This window comes from Kitasatospora purpeofusca (assembly GCF_000718025.1).
GTDB lineage: Bacteria > Actinomycetota > Actinomycetes > Streptomycetales > Streptomycetaceae > Kitasatospora > Kitasatospora purpeofusca.
In genome coordinates this window covers 202755-228809 of the sequence record NZ_JODS01000022.1, presented here as the reverse complement: position 1 = coordinate 228809, position 26055 = coordinate 202755, and the positions used below count along the sequence as shown (strand labels likewise).

20 protein-coding genes are annotated in these 26055 nt (G+C 73.6%); 12 read left to right on the top strand and 8 right to left on the bottom strand.

Annotation, left to right across the window (positions count from 1 at the left end; translation table 11 throughout):
* Positions 1-98: 98 nt before the first annotated feature.
* Both IF01_RS0128050 and IF01_RS0128045 read right to left on the bottom strand, forming a co-directional pair.
* On the bottom strand, positions 99-494 hold the full coding sequence (locus IF01_RS0128050; protein WP_030396348.1) for an aggregation-promoting factor C-terminal-like domain-containing protein: 396 nt from the start codon (positions 492-494) through the stop codon (positions 99-101).
* A gap of 519 nt (positions 495-1013) precedes the next feature.
* Positions 1014-2528: a carboxyl transferase domain-containing protein gene (locus IF01_RS0128045; RefSeq protein WP_030396347.1), complete on the bottom strand. Its 1515-nt coding sequence runs from the start codon at positions 2526-2528 to the stop codon at positions 1014-1016.
* 215 nt (positions 2529-2743) lie between these two features.
* On the opposite strand from IF01_RS0128045, the gene IF01_RS0128040 reads away from it, so the two are divergent.
* A complete protein-coding gene (locus tag IF01_RS0128040) occupies positions 2744-3292 on the top strand; it encodes a hypothetical protein (RefSeq protein ID WP_030396346.1) in 549 nt (182 codons plus the stop codon).
* Between the two features lie 33 nt (positions 3293-3325).
* Here the strand turns inward: IF01_RS0128040 and IF01_RS0128035 are convergent, their stop codons facing one another.
* On the bottom strand, positions 3326-4063 hold the full coding sequence (locus IF01_RS0128035; protein WP_030396345.1) for a CbiX/SirB N-terminal domain-containing protein: 738 nt from the start codon (positions 4061-4063) through the stop codon (positions 3326-3328).
* 20 nt (positions 4064-4083) lie between these two features.
* On the bottom strand, positions 4084-5229 hold the full coding sequence (locus IF01_RS0128030; protein WP_030396344.1) for a uroporphyrinogen-III synthase: 1146 nt from the start codon (positions 5227-5229) through the stop codon (positions 4084-4086).
* 343 nt (positions 5230-5572) lie between these two features.
* Here IF01_RS0128030 and nirB point away from each other — a divergent pair, with 343 nt between their 5' ends.
* From nirB to IF01_RS0128015, 3 genes are read left to right on the top strand one after another with little or no spacing between them, the layout of a single operon-like run.
* Positions 5573-8191, top strand: a complete 2619-nt coding sequence (gene nirB / locus IF01_RS0128025) for a nitrite reductase large subunit NirB (RefSeq protein WP_030396343.1) — start codon at positions 5573-5575, stop codon at positions 8189-8191.
* Entirely contained in the window at positions 8188-8598 is a 411-nt protein-coding gene (nirD, locus tag IF01_RS0128020) for a nitrite reductase small subunit NirD (RefSeq protein WP_063764313.1), read from the top strand. The genes nirB and nirD overlap by 4 nt, the downstream gene beginning before the upstream one ends.
* Entirely contained in the window at positions 8595-9965 is a 1371-nt protein-coding gene (locus IF01_RS0128015; protein ID WP_030396341.1) for an MFS transporter, read from the top strand. Before nirD ends, IF01_RS0128015 begins: the two co-directional genes overlap by 4 nt.
* A 56-nt stretch (positions 9966-10021) precedes the next feature.
* Here IF01_RS0128015 and IF01_RS0128010 read toward each other — a convergent pair whose 3' ends face one another.
* Positions 10022-11107, bottom strand: coding sequence for a type 2 periplasmic-binding domain-containing protein (locus IF01_RS0128010; protein WP_030396340.1), 1086 nt, complete (start codon positions 11105-11107; stop codon positions 10022-10024).
* A gap of 219 nt (positions 11108-11326) precedes the next feature.
* Here IF01_RS0128010 and IF01_RS0128005 point away from each other — a divergent pair, with 219 nt between their 5' ends.
* The 4 genes from IF01_RS0128005 (at position 11327) to IF01_RS0127990 (ending at position 17994) form a co-directional block, all read left to right on the top strand.
* On the top strand, positions 11327-12067 hold the full coding sequence (locus IF01_RS0128005; RefSeq protein ID WP_063764312.1) for a TetR/AcrR family transcriptional regulator: 741 nt from the start codon (positions 11327-11329) through the stop codon (positions 12065-12067).
* A gap of 151 nt (positions 12068-12218) precedes the next feature.
* On the top strand, positions 12219-12773 hold the full coding sequence (locus IF01_RS0128000) for a universal stress protein (RefSeq protein WP_051756342.1): 555 nt from the start codon (positions 12219-12221) through the stop codon (positions 12771-12773).
* Positions 12770-13132 carry a hypothetical protein gene (locus IF01_RS44355; protein ID WP_051756340.1) on the top strand — a complete coding sequence of 121 codons (363 nt, stop codon included), beginning with the start codon at positions 12770-12772 and terminating at the stop codon, positions 13130-13132. Before IF01_RS0128000 ends, IF01_RS44355 begins: the two co-directional genes overlap by 4 nt.
* Positions 13133-13269: 137 nt before the next feature.
* On the top strand, positions 13270-17994 hold the full coding sequence (locus IF01_RS0127990; protein ID WP_030396336.1) for a caspase family protein: 4725 nt from the start codon (positions 13270-13272) through the stop codon (positions 17992-17994).
* Between the two features lie 248 nt (positions 17995-18242).
* Here the strand turns inward: IF01_RS0127990 and IF01_RS0127985 are convergent, their stop codons facing one another.
* From IF01_RS0127985 to IF01_RS0127975, 3 genes are all read right to left on the bottom strand, one after another.
* Positions 18243-19901, bottom strand: coding sequence for an alpha/beta hydrolase (locus tag IF01_RS0127985; protein ID WP_051756366.1), 1659 nt, complete (start codon positions 19899-19901; stop codon positions 18243-18245).
* Positions 19902-19953: 52 nt separating this feature from the next.
* Positions 19954-20814 carry an alpha/beta hydrolase family protein gene (locus IF01_RS44350; protein ID WP_051756338.1) on the bottom strand — a complete coding sequence of 287 codons (861 nt, stop codon included), beginning with the start codon at positions 20812-20814 and terminating at the stop codon, positions 19954-19956.
* A 75-nt stretch (positions 20815-20889) separates the two neighbouring features.
* Positions 20890-21783, bottom strand: coding sequence for an IclR family transcriptional regulator (locus IF01_RS0127975; protein WP_051756336.1), 894 nt, complete (start codon positions 21781-21783; stop codon positions 20890-20892).
* Positions 21784-22103: 320 nt separating this feature from the next.
* On the opposite strand from IF01_RS0127975, the gene IF01_RS0127970 reads away from it, so the two are divergent.
* The 4 genes from IF01_RS0127970 (at position 22104) to IF01_RS0127955 (ending at position 26052) form a co-directional block, all read left to right on the top strand.
* Positions 22104-23414, top strand: coding sequence for an extracellular solute-binding protein (locus IF01_RS0127970; RefSeq protein WP_030396332.1), 1311 nt, complete (start codon positions 22104-22106; stop codon positions 23412-23414).
* A gap of 37 nt (positions 23415-23451) precedes the next feature.
* Entirely contained in the window at positions 23452-24429 is a 978-nt protein-coding gene (locus IF01_RS0127965) for a carbohydrate ABC transporter permease (protein WP_030396331.1), read from the top strand.
* Positions 24426-25274 carry a carbohydrate ABC transporter permease gene (locus IF01_RS0127960; RefSeq protein WP_030396330.1) on the top strand — a complete coding sequence of 283 codons (849 nt, stop codon included), beginning with the start codon at positions 24426-24428 and terminating at the stop codon, positions 25272-25274. Before IF01_RS0127965 ends, IF01_RS0127960 begins: the two co-directional genes overlap by 4 nt.
* Before the next feature lie 241 nt (positions 25275-25515).
* Positions 25516-26052 carry a nucleotidyltransferase domain-containing protein gene (locus IF01_RS0127955; protein ID WP_030396329.1) on the top strand — a complete coding sequence of 179 codons (537 nt, stop codon included), beginning with the start codon at positions 25516-25518 and terminating at the stop codon, positions 26050-26052.
* The last annotated feature ends 3 nt before the right edge of the window (positions 26053-26055 follow it).

Sequence of the window (26055 nt, the reverse complement as noted above, 5' to 3'; positions counted from 1 at the left end):
CGGCTTCGCCAACTCCCACAACCCGTCCGGAACGATCCAACTCCACGTACCCCGCCCCATGCCTCGATCAACGAGCCTTCACCACATAGGACACGGTCTTAGTACCAGTGGTGGTTCTGCCAGAAGGTCCAGGCGGCGTTCGGGCTGCCGTAGCGGCTGTTCATGTAGTCCAGCGCCCAGCGGATCTGGGTGGTGGCGTTGGTCTTCCAGTCCGAGCCGTGGGTGGCCATCTTGGAACCCGGCAGCGCCTGCGCCAGGCCGTACGCACCCGAGCTCGGGTTGGTCGCGGTCACGTTCCAGCTGGACTCGTGGGAGATGATCTGGCTGAACGAGGAGAGCTGGTTCGCCGGCACGATCTGCGCGGCGATGGCCTGCGGGGAGGCGGTCGCGGCGGACGCGGTGGCCGGCATGACACCGGCGCCGATGGCGGTCAGACCGGCGGCACCGGCGAGAAGAGCAGCCGAGGTACGCATACGAAGCTTGAAAGTGGGCATGAAGAACAAGACCTCAATCAGGTTGGGCCGGTGCTCGCCCCGCCCGGACCGTGGCCGGACAGGGGCCGTAACGGTCGCGGGGCGCGCATCGGCAGTAGTTCGTGAAGAGCCGTACTCCGGTGGGACAGGTACCGGGTACGGCTGGCGACGAGAGCCATTGTTGGCAGACGGGATCGGCCATCGCCAAGACCCCTCCGCTACGACGCCGCGTCGTAGCGGTCTCGCGCGCCGTCGATTCGAAGGCCGCTCGCGGGCGCTTCTGACCTGCGCCGATCCCGCGTCCGCACCGCACCGGCCGTGAGCACTACCGGCCGTCGTGCCGACGGATTCCTTGTGAGCGCACTCACCGTTTGAACGCCGCCCCCGTCACCCAGGGCCGTGCCGTCGGCACGCCACGTCGCCGTTGATCTGAGACCGGGACCACAGGGCCACGGTTCGAAGCCTGCGTTCCTCGAAGCCCGCCGCCTTCGGAGCCCGTCCTCCTCGGAGCCCGCCGCCTCCGGAGCCCGGCCTCGGTCCTCAGACGACGAGGTCGCCCAGGCGGCGGTGGCGGGTGGTGCGGGCGGCGAGGCGCTCGGAGGTGGGGGTGGCCGTGAGGGTCGCGAGGGCGGTGGAGACGGCGTGGCCGAGGCGGGCGCAGAAGGCGGCGGGCTCGTCGGCGGCGTCGGGAAGTTCGGGGATCACGGTGTCGACCAGGCCGACGGCGGCGAGGTCGTGGGCGCCGATGCCCTGGGCGCGGGCCAGCTCGGGGGCGTGCGAGCCGTCCCGGTGGACGATCGCGGAGGCGCCCTCCGGGGGGAGCGGGGCGAGCCAGGCGTTGTCCGCGGCGAGGACGCGGTCGGCGGGGAGGAGGGCGAGCGCGCCGCCGCCGGAGCCCTGGCCGAGCAGCACGGCGAGAACGGGCGTGCGCAGGGAGAGGAGGGTGGTGAGGCAGTGGGCGATCTCCACGGCCACGCCGTCCAGCTCCGCCTGGACGGAGAGTTCGGCGCCCGCCGTGTCGACGACGGTGACGAGGGGGAGACCGAGCTGTTCGGCGAACCGGGCGGTGCGGCGGACGGAGCGCAGGTCGGCGGCGGTGAAGGGGCGTTCCTGGGCGCCGGCCCGGCGCTGCTGGCCGACGACCACGGCGGGTTGGCCGTCCAGCACGGCGAGGGCCCGGACCAGGGCTCCGTCGCGGCCGCCCGGGGAGTCGAGGAGGACGAGTTCCTCGGTGGTGCGGCGCAGCAGTTCGCGGGTGCCGGGGCGGTCAGGGTGCCGGGTGCGGAGGACGGCCTCCCAGGCGTCGGGCCGTTCGGCGGGGGTCGGGGGGACGGGAGCCGGAGGAACGGAGGAAGAGGAAGGAGAAGGGGAGGGCAGGGCGCGGCGGGTGAGTACGGACAGCGAGCGGCGCAGTACCTCCCGCAGTTCCTCGGGCGCGACCACCGCGTCCACCAGGCCGCGTTCGGCGAGCGTCTCGGCGCGCTGCACGTCGGCCGGCAGCTGGACGCCCCGCAGTTCCTCGTACACGCGCGGGCCGAGGAAGCCCAGGCGGGCCCCCGGCTGGGCGAACACCAGGTGCCCGAGGGTGCCCCAGGAGGCGAAAACCCCGCCCATGGTGGGGTTGCGCAGATAGGTGAGGTACGGCAGTCCGGCCGCCCGGTGGGCCTGGACGGCCGCGGTGATCCGCAGCATGCACAGGAACGCCGCCGACCCCTCCTGCATCCGGGTGCCACCGGAGACCGGGAGGGCGATCAGCGGGAGCCGGGCGGCGGTGGCCTGTTCGACGGCCCGGGTGATCCGTTCGGCCGTGGCCACGCCGATCGACCCGCCGAGGAAGCCGAACTCGGAGGCGATCAGGGCCGCTTGTCCCCCGCCGATCCGGCCGATGCCGGTGACGACCGCCTCGTCGATGCCGGTCCGCTCCCGGGCGCGGGTCAGACTCGCCCGGTACTCGGCGTCGCGAGGCTCGGTGGTCACCGGATCGTCCCAGCTCACGAAGGAGCCGGGGTCGACCAGCAGTCCGATCAGCTGATGTGCCGTGAGGGACATGCTCATCTGCTCCACCCCATCGTCCGGTCCGAGTCCGTGCCGAGTCCGTGCCGAGGAAGATCACCCTAGGGGGCGGGGAGAGCGCGGTGGGGGATTGGGCGCCGGGTGTGAGGAGGTCGACAGCCCGGGGGAGGCCGGGGGACGGGCCTCCCCCTGGCGGGGGAGGGGGATCGGGCCCGCGCACGATCCCGGGGGGACCGGCAGGGGCGGAGGGTGGGGACATGACCACGACGGACATGACCACCAGCGCGACGGCCCCGAGTGCGACGACCCCGAGTACGGCGACCACGGGTGCGGCGAACCCGACCACCGAACGGCCCGTCCCCGTCTGGGCGCTGCGCACCGCACGGGCGCTGCCCCTGCTCGCCCTGCCGGTGTGCCTGTGGAGGCTGCCGTTCGGGTTCGGGTTCCAGATGGGGATGGACATGCCGCGCGAGGACCTCCCGCTCTGGGTGACGGTGCCCTACGTCCTCACGCTGAGCCTGCTCTCCGAGGCCTTCGCGCTGCTCTGCGCCGGGCTGGTCCGGCCGTGGGGCGAGCGGGCGCCCGCCTGGCTCGTGGTTGCCGCCGGGACGGTGGCGGGCGGCGCGTTCACGGCGTTGACCGTGCAGTGGGTCCTCACCACCTTCGAGCTCGCGGGTTTCCACGAGGTCGGGTTCGTCAACGGCTGGTGGCGGGCGCTGGCCACGGTGGTGAGCGGGCTGTTCGTGCTCTGGGGGCCGCTGATCCTCGCGCTGACGTACGCGTACCACCGGCGGCGGCGCGCCTGACGGTTCCCCGACGGCCGACCGCCAGCCGGACGGTCAGCGGGCGACGGCGAGTGGTTCGACCCGGGCCCGGGCCTCGTCGTAGCGCAGGGCGACCAGCCGGGCGAGCGCCTCGTGGATGCCGAGCGGGGCGCTCGTCCAGCGGGCGCCGGTGGCGGCGGCGCGGTCGGCGAAGAAGCCGGGCGCGAGCAGATGGGTGGCGACGGCGACGTGGCGGTGGCCGGCGGTGTGCAGGGCGGCGACCGCCTCCTGCGGGGTCGGGCGGGCGGCGGACAGGTAGGCGGGGACGACCGGGTTGCCGTCGCCGAGGCGTTCGGCGAGCAGCTCGGCCGTCCGCGCGGTGTCGGCGTTGGCGGCCGGGTCGGAGGAGCCGGCGGCCGCGAGGACCACCGGCCCCGCGCCGGCCGGGCGACCGGCCGCGGCGAGGCGTTCGGCGAGCGCGGCGGCCAGCAGCGGGTGGGGGCCGAGCGCCCGGGCGAGCGGAAGGCGGGTCAGTCCGGCGGCGGCGAGCGCGCCGGGCAGGTCCACCCGCAGGTGGTAGCCGCCGCCGAGCAGCAGCGGGACCAGCACGGCGGCCCGCCCGTCGAGGGCGGCCAGTGCCTCCGGGAGGGAGGGCCGGGCGAGGTCCAGGAAGCAGCAGCGGACGTCGAGGCCCGGGCGCAGCGTCCGGACCCGGCGCAGCAGCGCCCGGTTCGCGGCGACTCCGGCGGCGGAGCGGCTGCCGTGCGCGACCGCGAGCAGGACCGGCCGGCTCCCGTCCGAGGGAGGACGCACCCCTGCAAGCCCCGCCCCCATCAGGCCGCCGCCAGCCGGTAGCCGCGCTTGGGCACGGTGCGGATCAGCTTCCCGTGCGGCCCGAGTGCCGCCCGCAGCCGCCCGACCGCCGCCTCCACGGCGTGCTCGTCGGCGGCCGCGTCCGGCCAGGCCGTGCGCAGCAGGTCGGCGCGGCTGAGCACATGCCCGGGGCGTTCGGCGAGCGCGCGCAGCACGGCGGCGCCGCGCGGGCTGAGCAGCCGGCTCTCCCCGTCGACCAGGGCGGCGTTCCCCTGGAGGGTCAACCGGGTGCTCCCCAGGTCGAGTTCGCGGCGGCCCCGGCTCGGCAGGGTCTCCGCGAGCAGCCGGACCAGCGAGCCGAGCCGGCCGCGCTCGGGGAATTCCACGGGCAGGCCGAGGTCGGCGAACGGCCGGGCGCAGAGCGCGCCGACGCAGACCGGCAGGACGTCACCGCGCAGCGCGTCCAGCAGCGCGTCGCGCAGGCCGTCGGCGGCGGCCGTCTCGACGAACGCGCTGACCGCGGGGGCGCTGGTGAAGGCGAGGGCGTGGACCTGGCGGCGGACGGTCTGTTCGACCAGCCGCCGCACCGGGGCCGGGTCGTCCGGCGGGGCCCAGCGGTAGACCGGGACGGAGATCACCTCCGCGCCGCGTTCGCGCAGCGCGGCCGCGAAGTCGTCGAGCCGCACACCGTGTTCCTGGACGGCGATCCGTCGGCCGGCCAGCGGGCGGGCGAGCAGCCAGGTCAGCAGTTCGTCGGTGGCCTCGGAGCCGGGGGAGAAGCCCTCGCCGAGGCCGCTGGCCCGGACGGCACCGGTGGCCTTGGGGCCCCGGGTGAGGACGACGGCCCGCCGGCACGCGTCGGCGAGGGCGGCACCCCGGCCCCAGCCCTCGGCGGCGCTCATCCAGCCGCGCCAGCCGACGCCGGTGGTGGCGACCACGTAGTCGAGCGGCCCGGTCAGGCAGGACTCGGTGGCCCGGCGCAGTGCGAGGTCGTCGGCGAGCGGCATGATCCGCAGCACCGGCGCCTCGACGACCTGGGCGCCGCGCCGGGTGAGCAGCGCGGTCAGCTCGTCGCGGCGGCGGGCGGCGGTCACCCCGATCGTGAAGCCGGTGAGGGGCCCGGTCCGCGGGGTGGGGCGCGGTCCGGTGAGGGTGGTTGTTGCCATGGCCGAAAGGGTGCGGGCCGCTCGTTACGGGCTGATTGCCCGTCCGTCTCCCCGGAGTTAGCGAAGCGGCCGCTCCCGTTACGGGGGATGTCCGAAGCCGCACGTCGGGCGGTGCCGGGTGTGAGGCAGGCGTACCGCGGGCGCAACACGGCGGACCCGGCGGCGAAACGACCACCGGCGAAATTTCTCGGCACGACCCCGGGGCACCGGTGAGCGGGACCACCGAACCCGAACCCGAACCCGAACCCGAACCCGAACCGGCCCCCGCCCCCCGACCCCGCCTCTGCCTCCACACCCCACAACCAGCCCGCCCCCAGCCCCCGCACCACCCGAGGAGTCACGCATGACGTCCCACCCGGCCGAGCCGCCCGAGCCGCCGCTGGACCTCGTCCTGGTCGGCCACGGCATGGTCGGCCAGCGCTTCCTGGAGGCCTGGACCGAGCAGCCCGGCGCCCGGCGCCGGCGGGTCACCGTGCTCGCCGAGGAGCCCCGCCCCGCCTACGACCGCGTCCACCTCAGCTCCCTCTTCGACGGCCGCACGCCCGAGGACCTCACGCTCTGCCCGCCCGGCTTCCTCGCCGAGCACGGCATCGAGCTGCGCCTCGGCGACCCGGTGACCGCCGTCGACCGCGCCGCCCGCACCGTCACCACCCGCTCCGGCGCCCGACTGCGCTACGACGACCTGGTGCTGGCCACCGGTTCGGCCCCGTTCGTGCCGCCCGTGCCCGGCCGGGACGCCGCCGGCTGCCACGTCTACCGCACCGTCGAGGACCTCGACGCGATCCGCGCCGACGCGACGAGGGCCGTGGTGGCGGGCGGCGGCACCGGCATCGTGGTCGGCGGCGGCCTGCTCGGACTGGAGGCGGCCGGCGCGCTGCGGGCGACGGGACTCACCACCCACGTGGTCGAGTTCGCCCCCCGCCTGATGGCCGTCCAGGTCGACGAGGGCGGCGGCCGACTGCTCCGGCGCAGGATCGAGGAGCTCGGTGTCACCGTCCACACCGCCGCCGCCGCGAGCGGGGTCGCCACCGGCCCGGACGGCGCGGTGCGCGGCCTGCTCCTCTCCGACGGCCGCGAACTCGCCGCCGACCTGGTGGTGTTCTCCGCCGGCGTCCGCCCCCGCGACCGGCTTGCCCGGGACTGCGGCCTGGCGGTCGGCCCGCGCGGCGGCATCGTGGTCGACGAGCACTGCCGCACCGAGGATCCGGCCGTCCTCGCCATCGGCGAGTGCGCCCAGGCCGCCGACGGCCGGGTCTACGGACTGGTCGCCCCCGGCTACCAGATGGCCGAGACGGCCGCCCGCGCACTCGCCGGCCGGCCCGGCCCCGGCTTCACCGGCGCCGACACCTCGACCAGGCTCAAACTGCTCGGCGTCGACGTCGCCAGTTTCGGCGACCCGCACGGCACCGCCGAGGGCGCGCTCGACGTGCTCTACAGCGACGGCCGGCTGGGCGTCTACCGCAAGCTGGTGATCGGCGCCGACGGGGCCCTGCGCGGCGGCGTCCTGGTCGGCGACACCGACGCCTACGGCACCCTGCGCGCGCTGGCGACGGCCGGCCGCCCGCTTACCGTCCCGCCCGAACAGCTGGTGCTGCCCGCCGGGTCCGCCGCCGCCGGCCCGATCGCGCTGCCCGACGACGCGGTGCTCTGCTCCTGCCACAACGTCACCCAGGGCGCCGTGCGCGCCGCCGTCCACGAGCAGGGCTGCGAAAGCGTCGCCGCCGTCAGGAAGTGCACCCGGGCCGGCACCGGCTGCGGCAGCTGCCTCAAGCAGCTCACCACCGTCGTCACCGAGGAACTCGCCGCCACCGGGGCCGAGGTGGGGACCGGCCTGTGCGAGCACTTTCCGCAGAGCCGCGCCGAGTTGTACGAGATCGTCCTGGTCACCGGCATCACCACGTTCTCCGCGCTGGTCGACCGGCACGGCACCGGCGAGGGCTGCGACATCTGCAAGCCGACCGTCGCCTCGATCCTGGCCAGCCTCTCCAACGGCCACATCCTGGACGGCGAACAGGCCGCCCTCCAGGACTCCAACGACCACTTCCTCGCCAACCTCCAGCGCAACGGCTCCTATTCGGTGGTGCCCCGGGTGCCCGGCGGCGAGATCACCCCGGACGGCCTGATCGCGATCGGCGAGGTGGCCCGCGACTTCGGCCTCTACACCAAGATCACCGGCGGCCAGCGGATCGACCTGTTCGGCGCCGGGGTCGACCAGCTCCCCGCCATCTGGGCCAGGTTGGTGGAGGCCGGCTTCGAGTCCGGCCACGCCTACGGCAAGGCGCTGCGCACCGTGAAGTCCTGCGTCGGCGAGACCTGGTGCCGCTACGGCGTCCAGGACTCGGTCGGCCTGGCCATCGAACTGGAGCTGCGCTACCGGGGGTTGCGCTCCCCGCACAAGCTCAAGTCGGCGGTCTCCGGCTGCGCCCGCGAGTGCGCCGAGGCGCGGAGCAAGGACTTCGGCATCATCGCCACCTCCGCCGGCTGGAACCTCTACGTCGGCGGCAACGGCGGCACCACGCCCCGGCACGCCGACCTGCTCGCCGCCGACCTGGACCGCGAGACGCTGATCCGCACCGTCGACCGCTACCTGATGTTCTACATCCGCACCGCCGACCGGCTGGAGCGCACCTCGGTCTGGCTGGAGCGGCTCGACGGCGGCCTCGACCACCTGCGCGCGGTCGTCCTCGACGACGCGCTCGGCATCGCCGCCGAACTCGACGCCCTGATGGCCCGCCACATCGATTCCTACCAGGACGAGTGGGCCGCTACGCTGGCCGACCCGGACCGGCTCCGCCGCTTCGCCTCCTTCGTCAACGCTCCCGGCACCCCCGACCCGGCCGTCACCTTCGTCCCCGAACGCGGCCAGATCCGCCCCGCCCGCCCCGACGAGGACGGCCACGTCCTCCCCGCCCCCGCCCCGGTCCTCGTGGCCGGACCCCGACTGGAGGTGCTCGCCAAGTGACCGTGGAGATCCACGACGGCACCCGCTGGCAGCCCGTCTGCAGCCTCGACGACCTGCAACCCGGCCGCGGCGTCGCCGTCCTGCTGCCCCCCGCCGACACCCAGGTGGCCCTGTTCCTCGACCGCTCCGGCGCGCTGTACGCCGTCGACAACCGCGACCCGTTCAGCGGCGCGCACGTGCTCTCCCGCGGTCTGCTCGGCAGCCGCTCGGGCCGGCCGACGCTCGCCTCGCCGATGTACAAGCAGACCTTCGACCTCATCGACGGCCGCTGCCTGGACGAGGACACCGCCCCCGACGGCACCCCCGCGGTGCTCCGCCGGTGGCCGGTCCGCGCCGCGGCGGCCGACTGCGCCGCGGCGGCCGACTCCCCGAACCCTCGGAACTCCCGGAAGGAGGAGCGGGCATGACCACCGCCCTCGGCACCCGACCGGCCCGGCGGACGGCCGGCGCCCCCACCCTCACCCACTGGGACCCGGAGGACCGCGAGTTCTGGGAGCGCACCGGTGCCCGTACGGCCCGCCGCAACCTGATCCTGTCCGTCCTCTCCGAGCACATAGGCTTCTCGGTCTGGAGCCTGTGGTCCGTCCTGGTGCTCTTCCTCGGCCCGCAGTACCACATCGACCCGGCCGGCAAGTTCACCCTGACCGCGCTCCCCACCGCGCTCGGCGGACTGCTCCGGCTGCCCTACACCTACGCCGTGGCCCGGTTCGGCGGCCGCACCTGGACAGTGGTCAGCGCGCTGCTGCTGCTGGTCCCGACCGGCCTGGCGGCGCTCGTCCTCACCCCCGGCGTCTCCTACGGCACCCTGCTCGCGGTGGCCTGCGTCGCCGGTGTCGGCGGCGGCAACTTCGCCTCCTCGATGGCCAACATCAACTCCTTCTACCCGCACCGCCTCAAGGGCTGGGCCCTCGGCGTCAACGCCGGCGGCGGCAACCTCGGCGTCCCCGCCGTGCAGTTGCTCGGCCTGCTGGTGCTCGCCACCGCCGGCGCCGCCCACCCCCGGCTGCTGCCGCTGATCTACCTGCCGCTGATCCTGGCCGCCGCCGCGCTCGCCTGGCGCCGGATGGACAACCTGCCGACCCCGCCCCGGGAACCCGGCGCCCCCGCCGACCGCTCGCTGCGCGAGGTCGCCCGCGACCCCTACGGCTGGGCCGTCTCCACCCTGTACATCGGCACCTTCGGCTCGTTCATCGGCTTCGGGTTCGCCTTCGGCCAGGTGCTCCAGGTGCAGTTCCACGACCGCTTCGACACCCCGGTCAAGGCCGCCGCGCTCACCTTCCTGGGCCCGCTGCTCGGCTCCCTGCTGCGGCCCGTCGGCGGCAGGCTCGCCGACCGCTGGGGCGGCCCCTGGGTCACCCTGGTCACCTTCGTCGCGATGGGCGCCGGCACCGCCGTCGTCCTGGCCGCCTCCCGGGCCGGCTCGCTGCCGCTCTTCCTCTCCGGCTTCATCGCGCTGTTCGTGCTCAGCGGCATCGGCAACGGCTCGACGTACAAGATGATCCCCGCCCACTACGAGGGCCGGGCCCGCCTGGCCGTCGCTGACGGCGCCGACCCGGCCGCCACCGAGGCCACCGCCCGCCGCCGCACCGCCGCGCTGATCGGCCTGGCCGGCGCGATCGGCGCCTTCGGCGGGGTGCTGGTCAACCTGGCCTTCCGGCAGTCCTTCCTCAGCACCGGTACCGGCGACGACGCCTACCTGGCCTTCCTGGTCGCCTACCTGTGCTGCTCCGCCCTCACCTGGGCCGTCTGGCTCCGCCCGGGCGCCCGGCGCTGAGCGGGACGCCGTCGGCCCCGGGCACGGTGTGCCGTGCCCGGGGCCGACGACGCGCGTCAGTTGTGGATGTTGGAACCGCAGGCACCGGTCGGCAGCGGGAGGAAGCCGCGGCCGCGGAGGGTGGCCGCGCCGTTCCGGCAGATCCACCCGTTCTGGCCGAAGACGGCGCGCAGCGCGGTGCCGTGCGCGTCCGTGCTGTTCCACTCGGTGGCGCGCACCGTGTTCCAGAGAACGTTCCCGTACTTGGTGCTGACGAACACGGACTGGATCCGGCGGTTCACCGGGTCCAGCGCCGAGATCCCGTCGATGCCGCGCACGGTGAGCACACCCGGGTCGTCCCCCGGCCGGGTGTGCCCGTAGTACGCCTGGTCGACGTAGCGGCCGACGGAGTAGGGCACGAGGGCGCCGGGGTCGTGCAGGACCGGGTCGGTGCCCTGCTCGCCGCGCTCGACGACCCGGACGCAGGAGCGGTCCCCGAAGGAACCGAGGTACGAGGGCTGGTAGTTGATGGCGCGGAGGAAGAAGCTGGACGAGTCCATCGGCGCGCCGTCGACACCGTTCCGGTCCACGAGAAGGTGGCCGGCCAGCACCGGGACGATGGGGGCATCGGGCAGCGCCGGGTCGATCTGCCGCCAGTTGGTCTTGTAGCAGTTGTAGATGTCGGACAGCTGGGTCGTGGTCAGGTTGGCCGGCGCGTACCCGCCGGCCGGGGCGGCCCAGCTGATCGCGTCCTTGGCCATGGCCACGAACAGGTCGGAGGTGGGGTCGGAGATCTGCGGCACGCGGGAGCTGCGGGCGAAGTCGACCGTGCGGCTGGTGGTGGAGTTCAGGGCGATGACGCCCGCGTTGCTCCGGTCGGGTCGGCCGATCGTGTCCGCCCCGGTCTTGGGCGTGATCTGCCGGTTCCCGGTCGAGTCCCAGCTGTACAGCCGGGGCGAGGTGGTGTCCCCGGCGGCGGTCAGCGCGGCGTTGTAGTCGGTGGAGAGCTGGTTGAGCACCGCCTCGGAGATTCCCGACCCCACCCCGACGAGGTCGGTCGCGGCCGGCTGCGGCGGGTCGGCGAGGGCGGGGGTGGTGACGGCGAGGGCCAGTGCGGAGGCCAGGGCGAGGGCCGAGGCGGCCCGGGCGGCGAGGCGAAGCATGGGGTGGACTCCCGGTCGGGGGACGGTGCGGTCATCGGCATCCTGGAGCCGCCCGTCCGGCGCCCGAAAGCCCCCAGGACCCTGGGATGCGCGGCGTCACGGCAGGTCGGGCCCGCTCCTCCGGCCCCCTCACCACCACCTGTTCTTCCTCCGGTGGTGCCCAGGCCACCCGTCCGGGGCCGGGCGGGCGGCGGCCTCCCGCGTTGTTAGGGTCGGGGCATGGCAGTGAGCAGGACGGGCCTCGGCGCTCTTGACGGTCCCGGTGGTTCCGGCGCTCCCGGTGGTGGTCCTCGTCCCCCCGCGCGGTTGCGGCTCGACGCGCGGCGCAACCGCGACCTCCTGCTCGCCACCGCCCGCGACCTGTTCGCGCGGCACGGGCTGGAGGTGCCGCTCGACCAGATCGCCAAGGAGGCGGGCGTCGGCAACGCCACCCTCTACCGGCACTTCCCGACCCGCCAGGCCCTGGTCGGCGAGGTCTTCGCGAACGCCGCGAACCTGCTCGCCGAGGCCGTGGACGAGGCGCTGGCCACCGAGGACGCCTGGAGCGCGATCGAGTGCTACTTCGAGCGGATCCTCGAACTGGTCGCCGCGGACCGGGGGATCAACGACCTGGTCACCCGGGCCGTCCCGACCGTCCCGGGGCTGCTCGGGATCAGTCGGCGCAACGCCGCGACGGTCGGCTCGCTGGTCGCCCGCGCGCAGGAGCAGGGCACCATGCGCGCCGACGTCACCACCATGGACCTGCTGTTCGTGTTCGGCGCGCTCTGCCGGGTCCTGCCCGCGGCCACCGAGCTGCGCCCCGACCTGTGGCGCCGCCACCTCGCGCTGCTGCTCGACGGCTTCCGCACCCGGGCCGCCCACCCGCTGCCCGTCCCGCCGGTCGGCGAGGAGCGGTTGGACCGGATGTTCGCCGAACTCTGGGCGGCCGACGCACGGGCGGAGGCGCCACCCACTGCCTGACCGCCCCCGCGTCAGGAACCCGTACGGACCGGCCCCGCCCGCGTCAGAGCTCCGTCAACGAACCGCCCCTCTGCCCTCCGCCGGGCTCGGCTGGCACCGACGACACCGGTCATCAGCGACCGGTGACCGGTTCGGAAGGACGGACAGCGCCATGGTGGACGAGCCGACAGCCCTCCCCAACGGGTCGTGGGCGCCCGAGGACGACGGCCGGGGTCGGATCGTGGTCGGCGTCAGCGGCTCGCTCGGCAGCCTCGCCGCCCTGCACCGCGCCGTCGCCGAGGCCCGCCGGCTCGATGCCGAGGTGCTCGCCGTGCACTGCTGGACCCCGGTCGGGGGCGAGTTCGGCTACCGCCGGTCACCCTGCCCGCCGCTCCTCTCCGCCTGCCGCGACGCGGCCGCGACCCGACTGCGCGAAGCCCTCGACCAGGCCTTCGGCGGCACCCGGCCGGGCGTGCGGCTGCGTAGCGTCGCCGTCCGCGGCGAGACCGGGCAGGCCCTGGTCCGCTGCGCCGACCGACCGGACGACCTGCTCGTCCTCGGCGCCGGCCCCCGCGGCCTGCTCGCCCGCGCCCTGCACCCGTCGATCACCGCCTACTGCGTCCGGCACGCCACGTGCCCGGTGCTCGCTGTCCCGAAACCGCCGCTCCAGCGCGAACTGGAGGCCATGGAGCGCCACCCCCGGACCCGCCTGACGGTGACGGTATGACCGCGCGCCTCGTCCCCTCGATGTCCGCCGCGGTCGCCCTCACCGCGTCCGCCGCCCTGCTGCCGGCCCTCGCGCTCCTCGGCGAGCTCCGCCCCACCTGGGTCGCGCTCGCCGCCTACGCCGCCCTCTGTGCCGCGGTCGGCGGCCGATCCCGTCCCTCCGCCGCCGCGCTGATCGGCCCGGCGGCCTGGCTCTTCCACAACGGCTTCGTCGAACACCGGCACGGCGCCCTCGACCTCGCCGCCCCGGCCGCCGAGGCCGCCCACGTCCTCGTCCTCACCGCGGCCGCCCTCGCCGCCGCCCTCCTCACGGCCCCGCGCCGCCCGCGCCCCGGCAGGCGGTACGACCTCGCCGCATGACGACTCGGCGGCCCCGGCGGAGCGACCTATGATGTGTCATCTCGCTGACAGCCGCCGGGGATGGGGAACGCGTTGTTCGAGCAGGCGAAGCATGCGGTCGTGACGATCGACCCGCCGGCGCGGACGACGAGCGGACGATGAAGGGATCCTTCCGGGCACTGCTGATCGGCGTGCCGAAGTACCGCGACGAGCACATCACCGACCTCCCGTTCGTCCGGGACGACCTCGCCGAGCTGGAGGAGGCGCTGTCCTCGGCCGGCTACGAGGTGGTCGTCCACGAGCCGGACGAGACGGACCGGGAGGGCATCGACGCCGCCGTCGAGACCTTCTTCCAGCAGGCCGCTGCCGGTCAGACGCTGCTGGTCTACCTCAGCGGCCACGGCATCCACCACGACGGCACCGACTACCTGGTCCCCAAGGGGGCGCTCACCAGCGCCCGGGACTTCCGCGGCAAGTGCCTGGCGCTCGACTTCGCCCCCTACGTCGAACAGAGCCTGGCCGGCGATGTGGCCGTCCTCGTCGACGCCTGCCGCGAGGGCATCGTCATGCGGGAGATGGCGCCGAGCAACGCCGTCGGCTGGTCCGAGGCGCAGGTCCGCCGGGTCGGGAAGCGGCACTACTGCCACGTCTACGCCTGTTCGCCCGGCGAACGCGCCCGCTACGCCACGGCGGGCGGGACCACGTTCAGCCTCTTCTCGCGGGCGCTCAGCACCGTGGTGGCGAGCGAGACCGGCCCGCGCACCCTCGCCGACCTCCAGGAGCAGCTGCAGACGGCCGTGGACGCGCTCACCGGCGAACACGAGTGCCCGCGCCAGCAGGTCAGGGTCCGCGCCGAGGGCGGGCTCGACGGCTTCGTCCTGTTCGAGCGGCCGGACCGTGAGCCCGTCGGCGCGGCGGGGGAGCACCCCTGGGTGGTCCGGGCCCGGGAGCACCCGGCCTGGCGGCAGGTGGCCGACGGCCCTGGCGCCGAGGCGATGCACACGGCCGTGACCGCCCTGGTCGAGCGGCTCGCCCCGCTCGCGGCCGTCGACGAACGGGCCCTGGCCGAGGACCCGTGGCGGCTGACCGACCTCGCCGAGCGGATGTCCGGCCGGTTGGGCTGGCTGCTGTCGAAGGTCCTCAACGCCGAGAAGCTGGCGCTCGCCCCGGCCGAGGCGGCGCTGCTGGTGGCCGCGCCCTTCGTCCACGTGGCCTGCGCGAACCGGGTCGCGGTCGAGGCACTGTCCGTCGGGCCCACCGACCTGGCACCGGTCGCCTCCCCTGCCCCGCTCCGGGCCGGCTACGAGCAGTTCGTCACGGGCCGCGCGCGGCTGGTCCGGCGCGCCGCCCAGGCCGAGCGCTGCGGGGACCGGGCGGGGGCGGCGGGCATCGCCTGGTGGCTGTTCCGCCAGTGGCTGGCGGGCAAGCCGGGCGGCCACCACGAGAACGTCCTGACCGCCCTGCGCGGACCTGTCGCCGCGCTCACCGAGCACCTCACGGCACCCGGTGACCGGGACCTGGTCGCCGAACTGTTCGCCCTGGACGCCCTCCCGAGCCTGCTGCGCTCGCTCCGGACCTCCTACGACACCACCGCGAGCCGCCCGGTCCGCCAACTGGCCGGCGCCACCGAGGCGGAGCAGTACGTCCGTGAGGAACTGCTCGGCGCGCTGCTCGCGGTCGCGCACCAGCTGGCCGTCGACCCGCTGCGACTGCCGGACGTCGTGGTCGAGCACCTGGGCATCTCGTACGCGGTCGACCTCGCCGAACTGCACGGGACGATCCAGGGCGCGCGTTGGGACCCGCGCGGCCGGACCAGGGTGCTCACCGCCGCCTGCCACCACCCGGCGGTCGGCCTGGCGCTCCGCCAGCACGCCGCCGGGCTGGACACCCTGCTGGGCGCGATCGACCTCCACGCCGGAACCGACCCCCAGCTCGCCCCGCTCCAGGACCTGCCCGTCCACGCGACCGCCGACCAGGTCCACGCCGCCGCGGACGAGCGGGGCCGGCCCATCTACGAGTCCACCGACCTGCGGTTCCGGCTCGCGGACGACCGGATCCAGGAACTCCTGATGGGGGAGCAGCTCTACGGCGACCAGGCGCTGGCGATCCGCGAGCTGTACCAGAACGCGCTCGACGCCTGCCGCTACCGGGACGCCCGCACCACCTACCTCCGCCGCCGCGACCCGCACGTGCCCGCGTGGACGGGCCGGATCGACTTCCGCCGGGGCGTGGACGAGCGCGGCCAGGCCTACCTGGAGTGCCGGGACAACGGCATCGGCATGGGCGAGCGCGAACTGCGCGAGGTGTTCTCGTACGCGGGCATGCGCTTCGCCGACCTGCCCGAGTTCCTCGACGAGCAGGCGGCCTGGCGGGCCGAAGGTATTGAGTTCCACCCGAACAGCCGTTTCGGCATCGGGGTGCTGAGCTACTTCATGATGGCCGACGACATCTCCGTCACCACCTGCCGCCTGGACCGCGACGGCCACCCCGGCGACCGCCTCCAGGTGGACATCGCGGGCCCGGGCTCGGTCTTCCGCATCCGCAATCTGGGCCGGGGGCACGATGCGGGGACGGTGGTCCGGCTGCACCTGCGGAACCCGGGGACGGCGCCGTCGTGCACGGATCTGCTGGGGCGGCTGCTGTGGATCGCGCCCTACAACGTGACGGCGGAGGACTCGGGGGAGCGGCTGGAGTGGGCGGCGGGGGTGCTGTCGCCGTTCGCGCCGCTGGGCGCGGAGGACCCCTACGGCGACAAGGCCGTGCGGGCGAAGGGCGCGCGGGTGGCCGCCACGGACCGGGCCGACGTGTGGTGGACCGGTTCCTGGGGAGCCGTCCTGGCCGACGGCCTCTGGGCGGGCCTGCGGTTCTACGGGGCCGTGATCGACCTCAGCGGTACGCAGGCGCCCAGGCTGACCGTCGACCGTACCCGGACCCTGGGCTACGACCGGGCCCATGCGCTCCGGTTGCTGCACGAGCAGATCCCAGCGCTGCTGCGCGAGGGCTGCACGATGCTCGACCGCCAGTGGCTGTCCGCGTTGGTCGACCATCACCCGGTTCTCGCCGACGCCGTTCTCGAAGCGGCGGTTGCCGGGAGGTACCGGCCGTGGCTCGTGGGCGGGAACGAGGTGGACATCACCGTCCTCGGCTGCTTCCCCTCGGACTCCCGTCTGTGGGGGGACAGCGGACAGCAGCCGGTGGTGCCGGCCCTGGTCATTGACAGGCCCGGGATGCCGGAGCCCCTGATGAACTGGCGGACGCTCTGCTGGGCCGCCGCCGGTGGTGTCTCCGGGGTGACCGTGGCGGGCGGGAACGTGCCAGTGGTTGCCAGGCCCACCGACGAGGGTCTCCTGCGGTGGAGTCTCCCGGAACCCCGTGAGGATCGGTCCTGGAGCCTGCGGACCGCCGACTGGATGGATCCGGCGGAACCGGTGCCGCTGGGGCACGTGCTCTCGGTCGCCCGGTGGGCGAGCCGCGACCCCGCCGAGGTGGCCGCCAGGTTCGCCGAGCTGGGGTACTCCCTGAGGGAGGGCCAGTCGGTGCCGGACGAGGTTCTTGACGACGACCTCGCGCTGCTGAGCCGCCGCGTCAACGGACGGCCCCCCTGGCTCGATGCCGCCGAGCCGGTGCCGCTCGGGCATGTCCTTTTCGCCGCCAAGCAGTTGAAATGGTCGCCGGAGGCCGTCGTCGGACGGCTCGAAGCGCTTGACGTCGGTCGGACCGACCACCTGGTCCTCCCGCTGCCTCCCGGTGCCGAGAGCCTGCTCGTGCCCGAGTCGGGGCAGGACCCGAGATGGCTGTCGCCCGGGGCACCCGTGCCGCTCTGGAAGGTGCTGGTCGTGGCAGAGGCCACGAGCCGTCGGCCGCAGGAGGTGGTCGACGGTCTGGCCGCACTTGGACACCCCTTCGAGGGAACGGTGGTGCCGGACACCGTCGAGGACGACGACTACATGCTGCTGAGTCGCTATCTCGCGCCGGAAGGGCCGTGGCTGGACACCGGTGAGGCAGTCACGGCCTGGCACGTGCTCGCGGTCGCCTCCGAACTCAATCGGGCACCGGCGGACGTCGTGGCCAGGCTGCGGGAGCTCGGCCACCGAGTGGCGGACGGTGTGCGGATTCCGTCGGTCCTGGACGATGACGACCTCCTCCTGCTCAACGGCTACGAGGACGACGAGCACGACTACGAGCTGAACTCGCTCGGTGCCTTGGCGCCGATGGGCCATGTCCTCTGGTGCGCGGTCGAGTTGGAGTGGTCACCGGCGGCGGTGGCCGAGCGGCTGGCACTGCTCGGGCATCCCCTGTCGGAGGGCGCCGCAGTGCCGGACCGGGTGCTCTCGGACGACCGACTGGTCCTCAGCGCCGACCTCGACTGGCGCGGGCCGTGGCTGCTGCCCGACGAGGCGGTGCCGCTGGGGCACGTCCTCCGGGCCGCGAGCAGGCTGGACTGTTCACCGGCCGAGGTCGCGGCCCGACTGGCGAGCTTCGGCCACTGTCTGCCGGAGGGCGTCGGGCTGCCCGATGCCGTGGATTCCGAGGACCTGCTGATGCTCAGTGAACGGCGGGACGGTCAGGCGCCATGGCTGAAGCCGGACGAACCGGCGGGGATCTGGCATGTCCTCGCTGCTGCTCGTGATCTGGAGGTGCCGCCGAGCGAGGTCGCGGCGCGGTTGGCCGTGCTTGGCCATCCGCTTCCGCCGGGCATGGCGGCGTCACACGGTGCCGAGTCCTTCAACCTGACCAGTAACGACCTCTGGTCTGTTCCCGACCGGCCGTTGTCCCTGGCCGACGTGCTTCGGTTGAGCGGTGAGCGCCACTCCCCGGCCGACGTCGCCCGCCGCCTCCAGGACCTCGGCTTCACGCTCGCCGGCGACGTCGTCTACGAGTGACCCGCAGTCACCCGCCCTTTCCCCGTGGTTCGGACACCCGTTCTGACCTGGTAGTGTTCTTCCTGTCGCGAGGGAAACGAACAGAATCCCCCGTCAGGCGTCAGCGGTGCTACCAGAGCACGTCCCGCTTTCAGCGGGGAGAGTCCGTGCAACCCGGGCCTGGCGCTCCATGGTCGAACGGGCCCGGTACCTTCCCAGGTACCGGGCCCGTTCGCGTTTCCGTCATAGTGCGCCCGTTCGGCGCGCCGTCAGCGGAGCACGCCCCGGACGGCCTCGGGGTCGGTCGGGGAGAGCGGGGCGGCGTCGGGCGAACCGGCCGCCCCGGTCAGGGACTTGGCGGCCGGGGGCGGGGTCACGAAGACCGGGGCGGGCTCGGCGCCGGGGGCGCAGGTCTTGGCGATCCGGCCCTTGCCGCCGGGCAGGCTGCCGTCGCGGAGGTAGGCGGTGAAGGTGTCGTCCAGGCACGCGTTGCCGTGGAACAGGATCTCGTGGAAGCTGCCGCCGTCCTGGACGACGAGCTTGGCGCTGGGCAGCGCGTCGCGCATGGCGAGCCCGCCCTCGTAGGGGGTGGCGCCGTCCTCGGTGGACTGGAACAGCAGCACGGGCGGCAGGCCCTTGCCGGTGATCTTCAGCCGGCCGGCCCGGTTGCCCTCGTACGGCCAGAACATACAGGCGGCGTTGTACCACATGTTGTTGTAGGTGTAGAAGGGCGCGACCGCGTCGACCTCGGCCTGGTCCTTCTTCCAGTACTCCCAGTCGCGCGGCCAGGCGTTCTCGGTGCACTGGACCGCGTTGTACGCGGGGAAGGAGCCGTCGTCGGCGCCGGGGGCCGCGTAGCGGTTGTAGGCGATGGCGAGCGGCCGGGTGTCGTGCTGGGTGACGTACGCGGAGAGCACGGTGGCCATCCGGGGCCAGCGGAGGAAGTTGTAGCCGCCGCCGTAGAAGGTGTCCTCGAACTCGGCCGGTCCGATCTTCCCGACCGCCGGGGCGGCGTCCAGCGGGTCGGTCCGAAGGGCGGCCTCGACCTGGTCGTAGGCGCGCTGGATGTCGGCGGGGTCGGTGCCGAGGTGGTAGACGGAGTCGGCCTTGGCGGTCCAGGCGGTGAACGCCTCGAAGCGGCGCTGGTGCTCCTTGTCCTGGAGCTTGTTGTGCTCGTACCAGGTGGTGGTCGGGCCGACGATGCTGTCGAGCACCATCCGGCGCACCCGGGACGGGAACAGCTGTCCGTAGGTGGAGCCGAGCGAGGTGCCCCAGGAGCCGCCGTAGAAGTTGATCTTCGGCTCGCCGAGTGCGCGCCGGATGCTGTCCATGTCGCGGGCGTTGTCGACGGTGGTCATGTGGGGGAGCAGCCAGGACCAGTCGGCCGCGCAGTCGGAGGCGTAGCCGGCGGCCTTCTTCAGCCAGGCCTTCGCGGTGCCCTGGTCCGGCTGGTAGTCGGGGCGTTCGGCGTCGAAGTAGTCGGGGTCGCAGACGACATGGGGCTCGCTGCCGTTGGTGCCGCGCGGGTCGAAGCCGATCCAGTCGTAGGTGGAGGCGACGTCGGCCGGGATCTGTCCGGAGATGAAGGCGGGCATCCAGAGGCCGGAGTTCCCCGGGCCGCCGGGGTTGAGCAGGATCGGGCCCTGGCGCTTGTCCTTGGGCGCGGTGGCCGGGAGCCGGTTCAGCTTGATCCTGATCTTGCGGCCGCGCGGGTCGGAGTAGTCCACCGGGACGTCGAGCATCGCGCACTGGAGCGTCGGTGCGGCCGGGTCCTCGCAGGAGCTCCAGGCCAGGGTGCCCTGCCCGGTGTCGGACAGCACGCTCCGGTCGTCGAGCCCGTCGGCCCCGGGCTCGACGCCGACGGCGGCGGCGCCGCCGAGGACGGCGATGGCGGTGGCGGCGGACAGTAAGGTGATGACTTTTCTCATGGTGAGCATGATGTGATATGTGCAATGTCACAGCCACTCAGCTGGCATGACGTTATGAAGCTGTGACGGCGCGGCGGTTCGGCGACGGCGGCCGTTCGTGGTCCGGCGCATCCGCTCCGACCTGGTAGTGTTCTTCCTGTCGCGAGGGAAACGAACAGAATCCCCTGTCAGGCGTCAGCGGTGCTACCAGAGCACGTCCCGCTTTCAGCGGGGAGAGTCCGTGCAACCCGGGCCTGGCGCTCCACGGTCGAACGGGCCCGGTACCGGCGACGCAGTGTCCGAGGGCCGGGTCGTACTCGGTCAGGACGACCCCGGCGTGGTCGGTGTCGAGCTGGAGGAACTCGGCCGCCGGCGTCAGCAGGGCGGTGTCCAGGGCCCGGGTGGTGTCGGCCGGGACGAGGTCGTCCCCGGTGCCGTGGACCAGGAACAGCGGGACGGGGGAGGGGCGGTCGGCGAGGGCGGTGAGGGGTGCCTCGCCGGTGGTGACCGCCGGGCGGGCGTAGCTGGAGGCGATCCCGACGGCCGCGGTGGGGCGGCGGTCCTCGGGGAGGTCGCGCCGGGTGGCGACGGCTATCGCCTCCCGGCCGGACATCGACCAGCCGGCCAGGACCAGGCCGAGCGCGGGGTCGCCGCCGTGGTCGGCGGCGTGCCGGTGGGTGTACTCCAGCGAGGCCAGCAGGTCGGCGCGGCCGCTGTCCTCCGCGTCGGAGCGCCAGTCCGGGGTGAGCACCAGCAGGCCGTGCCCGGCCGCCTCCCGGGCCAGCGGGGCGAGTTCGAACCGGGAGTCGGGGGCCTTCCCGTGCCAGAGGAGGAGCACGGGCCGGGGCCCGGCGGGGCCGGCCGGCGGGCGGTGGACGTCCAGGAACCGGCCGGGGGCGTACTCGACGGTCTCGGCCGGGGTGGTGACGGACATGGGTGGTTCTCCTGCGATTCGGGCGGGTGTTCCGGACTGGTACTGTTCTTCCTGTCGCGAGGGAATGATCTCTCGTCAGGCGTCAGCGGTGCTACCAGAGCACGTCCCGCTTTCAGCGGGGAGAGTCCGTGCAACCCGGGCCTGGCGCTCCACGGTCGAACGGGCCCGGTACCCGCGGGAGATCCGCAGACCGACCTGGGCGACCACCGGGCCGAGCGAGCGGACCCGGGCGGCGGTCATCCGGGAGGTGAGGCCGGAGACCGAGAGGGCGGCGGTGACCTCGCCGGTGTGGTCGAAGATCGGGGCGGCGACGCAGCGGACCTCGGGCTCGTTCTCGCGGTCGTCGATGGAGTAGCCGCGGGCGCGGATGCGGGCGAGGTCGGCACGCAGGCGGGGCTCGTCGGAGATGGTCCAGGCGGTGACCGGGCGCAGCCCGGCCGCGACCACCTCGGTGACGGCCTCCTCGGGGAGCCAGGCCAGGATCGCCTTTCCGGTGGCGGTGCAGTAGGCAGGGGCCCGGCTGCCGACCCGGGAGGCCATCCGGACGTTGGTCTCGTCCTCGACCTTGTCCAGGTAGACGATGCCGGGCGCCTGCCAGACGGTGAGGTGGACGGTCTCGCCGGCCTCGCGCTGGAGGCGGCGCAGGTGCTCGGCGGCGACGCTGCGCAGGTCGAGGGTGGAGAGGTAGGCCTGGCCGAGCCGGAGCGAGCCGTGGCCGAGCCGGAACCAGCCGGTCTCCCGGTCGCGGTCGAGCAGGTGCTCGTCGAGCAGCGGGCCGGTCAGCCGCAGCACGGTCGACTTGTTGAGGTCGAGCGCCTCGGCGAGCTGGGCGAGCGGAACGCCGCGCCCGTCGCCGTGGTCGCGGACGTAGCCGAGGACGGACAGTGCGCGGCGCAGCGAGGAGGACTGGTTGCGCTCGCCCGCCGCCTTCCGCGGTTTCCCGGTGGTGGCGGCGGTCTGCTCCGTCATCGGTCCGTTCCCCTCTCGTTCCGCCGTCCGACTGCGGCGGTTGTCGAACCGTACCCCCTACGGGCATGCGGGCCGCGTTTTCGATACAGCGTTGTGCACTGCAAAACTTCCCGAATCGGCTCTTGTTGGTCGTCCGCGCACCCGCCTAACGTCCCTGGCATCGAGCAGGCGACGCCGCCCAGACGAGCGGCCGCACTGCCGTACCCACCCGCGTCACCACCCCCACATCCACCATCGGCCCCGGTCAGGGCCTGCTGCGACGTGCCCGTCCGCGACGGCGCGTCCCGGCGGCAGCTGTCGGGAGGGGAGGCTTCCCACCCATGCGCATCGTCAGACGGACCACCGCGGCCGCCGTTCTCGCCGCCACCTGCCTTGCCGCCGCCGCCTGTTCGCCCGGCACCGCCGTCCCGGCCGGCGAGAAGGCCGCCGACGACAAGAGCGGCACCCTGCAGGTCTGGCTGTACAACGAGGCCGGCAACGCCGCCAAGGAGGCGGTGGTCGCCAAGGCGGTCACCGAGTTCCAGTCGGCCCACCAGGGCGTCACCGTCAACGTCAGCTACATCGACACCGACGCCTCGGCCCGCGCCGCCAAGATGAAGGGCGCGTTCAACGACCCCAGCAGCGCCCCGGACCTGGTCGAGTTCGGCAACACCGACCTGCCCGGCTACGTCGCGGCCGGCGGCCTCGCCGAGATCGGCGCCGACCTCGACAAGTGGGCGGACAAGGGCGACCTGGACCCGGCGATCGCCAAGACCGCCGTGCTCGACGGCAAGACCTACGGCCTGCCGTGGTGGGTCGGCGTGCGCGCGCTGTACTACCGCACCGACCTGTTCACCGAGGCCGGACTGGCCGCGCCGACCTCCTACGACGAGCTGGTCGCCGCCACCCGGAAGATCCACGCCGCGCACTCCGACACCTTCGGCATCGCGATCGGCGGCAAGTACACCTTCGGCGCGCTGCCCTTCGTCTGGGACGCGGGCGGCGACATCGCCGCCAAGGACGGCGACAAGTTCAAGGCGGCGATCAACTCGGCCGCCTCGCAGACCGGGGTGAAGCGCTACACCGACCTCTTCGACGAGGCCGGCTGCCCGGCGCAGCAGTGCGCCGACCTCACCGGCGGCAAGACCGTCGACCTGTTCGCGGCCGGCAAGGCCGCCATGGCGATCCTGCCCAACTCCAGCCGCAGCAAGGTGGACGCGGGCGCGGCCAAGGACAAGTACGCGGTCGTCCCGCTGCCCGGCGCCAAGGCCGGCAGCATCGCCCCGGCCTTCGCCGGCGGCAACAACCTCGGCGTGATGAAGGCGGCCAAGCACCGCACCCTGGCCGTGCAGTTCGCCCAGCTGCTGGCCGGCCCCGGCTACCAGGAGCAGATGTACGACGCGATGGGCAACCTGCCGACCCTGAAGTCGGTCAACGCCAAGGTCGCGGCCAAGGACGCCTTCCTGAAGCCGTTCACCGACACCATCGCGGCCGGCACCCGCTTCGTCCCGCTGGACCAGGCCTGGGCGCAGATCGACGCGCAGGCCGTCATCCCGACCATGCTCCAGCAGGTCGTCACCGGCAAGGCCGACGTGGCGAAGGCCTCGGGCGACGCCGCCACGCAGATCACCTCGGCCTTCGCCGCCCGCTGAGCCCGCCCCCGGGGAATCCAGAGAGCAGGTCCCGCACGTGTCCGCACCCACCACGACCGCCCCGGCGGCGCCGCCCTCCCCGAGCGGGCGGCGCCGGGGCGCCGCGGCGGCCGCGCCCCCGCGCGGCCGCCGCCGTACCCCACTGCTGCTCCTGCTGCCGGCGGCGGTCGTCATGATCCCGCTGGTCGCCTACCCGATCTACCAGCTCGGTCTGCTGTCCGTCCTGAACTTCGGGCAGGCGCAGGCCTCCGGCGGCGTGCCGACGAGCTTCGTCGGCCTCGGCAACTACCGGAAGATCCTGAGCGACGGGCAGTTCTGGTCGGTGCTGTCGCAGACGCTCGGCTTCGCCGCGTTCTGCGTGGTCGCCACCCTGGCCGTCGGCGCCACCCTCGCGGTGCTGCTGACCAGGGTGGGCCGGGTGCCCCGACTGGTGCTGACCACCGCCGCGATGGCGGCCTGGGCGGCGCCGGCGATGACCGGCTCGACGGTGTGGAGCTTCCTGTTCGACACCAACCTCGGTCTGGTCAACAAGACCCTGGTGGGCATCGGCCTGGACGGCTTCCACGAGTTCAACTGGTTCTACGACAAGTGGACGGCCTTCCTGATCGTCGGTGCCGTCGTCGTCTGGCACTCCTTCCCGTTCGTCATGGTGACGCTCTACGCGGGCATCAGGGCGATCCCGGCGGAGGTGCTGGAGGCGGCGGCGCTGGACGGCGCCAACACCTGGACCACCTTCCGCCGGATCACCGCCCCGATGCTCCGGCCGATCCTGACCATCGTGGTGATCCAGTCGGTCATCTGGGACTTCAAGGTCTTCACCCAGATCTACGTGATGACCGAGGGCGGCGGCATCGCCGGCCAGAACCTCGTCCTCAACGTCTACGCCTACCAGAAGGCCTTCGCCTCCTCCCAGTACGGGCTGGGCGCGGCCATCGGCGTGATCATGCTGCTGGTCCTGGTGATCCCGACCGTCCTCTACATCCGCTCGCTGCGCAGGACGGGGAACGAACTGTGAACGCCCGTAGCCGCTGGCGCCTCGGCGCCAACACCACCGCCCTCCTGGTGGCCGTCGTCACCGCCTTCCCGATCTTCTGGATGGTGCTCTCGGCCTTCAAGCCGAAGGGCGAGGTGCAGTCGCTCGACCCCCGGCCGTGGACGGCCCACCCCACCCTGGAGAGCTTCCGCCAGGTGCTGAGCGTGGACGGCTTCGGGCGGTACTTCGTCAACAGCCTGGTGATCGCGCTGTCCGTGGTGGTGCTCTCCGCGCTGGTGGTCTTCCTCGCGGCGGTCGCGGTGACCAGGTTCAGGTTCCGTTTCCGCACCACCATCATGGTGATGTTCCTGATCGCCCAGATGATCCCGGTCGAGGCGCTCACCATCCCGCTGTTCTTCATGTTCCGCGACGCGGGCCGGTTCGCGCCTGGCATCGGCCTCAACACCCTGGCCTCGCTGATCCTGGTGCAGCTGGCCTTCTCGCTGCCGTTCGGGATCTGGATGATGCGGGGCTTCGTCGCCGCGGTGCCGGTGTCGATCGAGGAGGCCGCGCAGATCGACGGCGCGAGCCGGACCAGGATCCTCTGGACGGTGCTGCTGCCGCTGGTCGCCCCCGGGCTGGCCGCGACCAGCGTGTTCTCCTTCATCGCGGCGTGGAACGACTTCGTCTTCGCCAAGACCTTCATCATCAGCGCGACCGAGAACCAGACCCTGCCCTCCGCGCTGCTGGTGTTCTTCAAGCCGGACGAGAACGACTGGGGCGGCATCATGGCGGCCTCGACGCTGATGACCGTGCCGGTGCTGATCTTCTTCATCGCGGTGCAGCGCAAGCTGGTCTCCGGGCTGGCGGGCGCCGTCAAGGACTAGGTCCTCTCTTTCGGATCACGCCAGGCGGTCGCCGCCGGAGCACGCACCTCGCCGGCTTGTCGTCGGTCGCCGATGCTCCGCATGGACTCCCTCCTCCGCACCGCCGATGCACGCACTCCAACGACGCCCGCTCGTCCGACGTGATCCGAAAGAGAGGGCCTAGGTGCTGTTCTTCGGCGGAAATCGCCGCGACGGAGGGGCTGCGGCGGGTGTAGCGTCCGGGCCCGTGGAGGTGGGGTCCATGGACCGGGAACGTGCCGACGGGCAACTCGCGCAGATCGCCGAGACGGTGGGCCTCGCCCGCCGTCTCGGCACCCGTGTCTGGCTGCGGGGCGGCTGGGCGATGGACTTCTTCCTCGGTGGGCCGACCCGCGACCACGAGGACATCGACTGGTTCGCCCCGGCCGCCGACGCCGCCGCGCTCGCCGTCGGCCTCGGCGCCCTCGGGTACACGCCGCTGGAGGGCGTGCCGCCGGAACAGCAGCTGGACTTCGTCAAGGACGGCTTGGAGTCGAGCTTCGCCCTGGTGGACCTCGCGCCGGACGGCCGGGTGCTGGTGGCCGGCGGGCCCTGGGCCGGGACGGCCTGGCCGGCCGGGCTGCTGGACGGGCCGCCGGGGCGGATCGACGGGCTGGTCTGCCCGGTGGTCGCCGCCGAGGCGCAGATCGAGATCAAGCGGATGATGCCGGTCTGGGACCCGCGTCGCCCCCGGCGGGCGAAGGACGCCCAGGACATCGCCCGGCTGCGGGCGGCGCTGGCTGCCCCGGCGCGGGCGTAACGC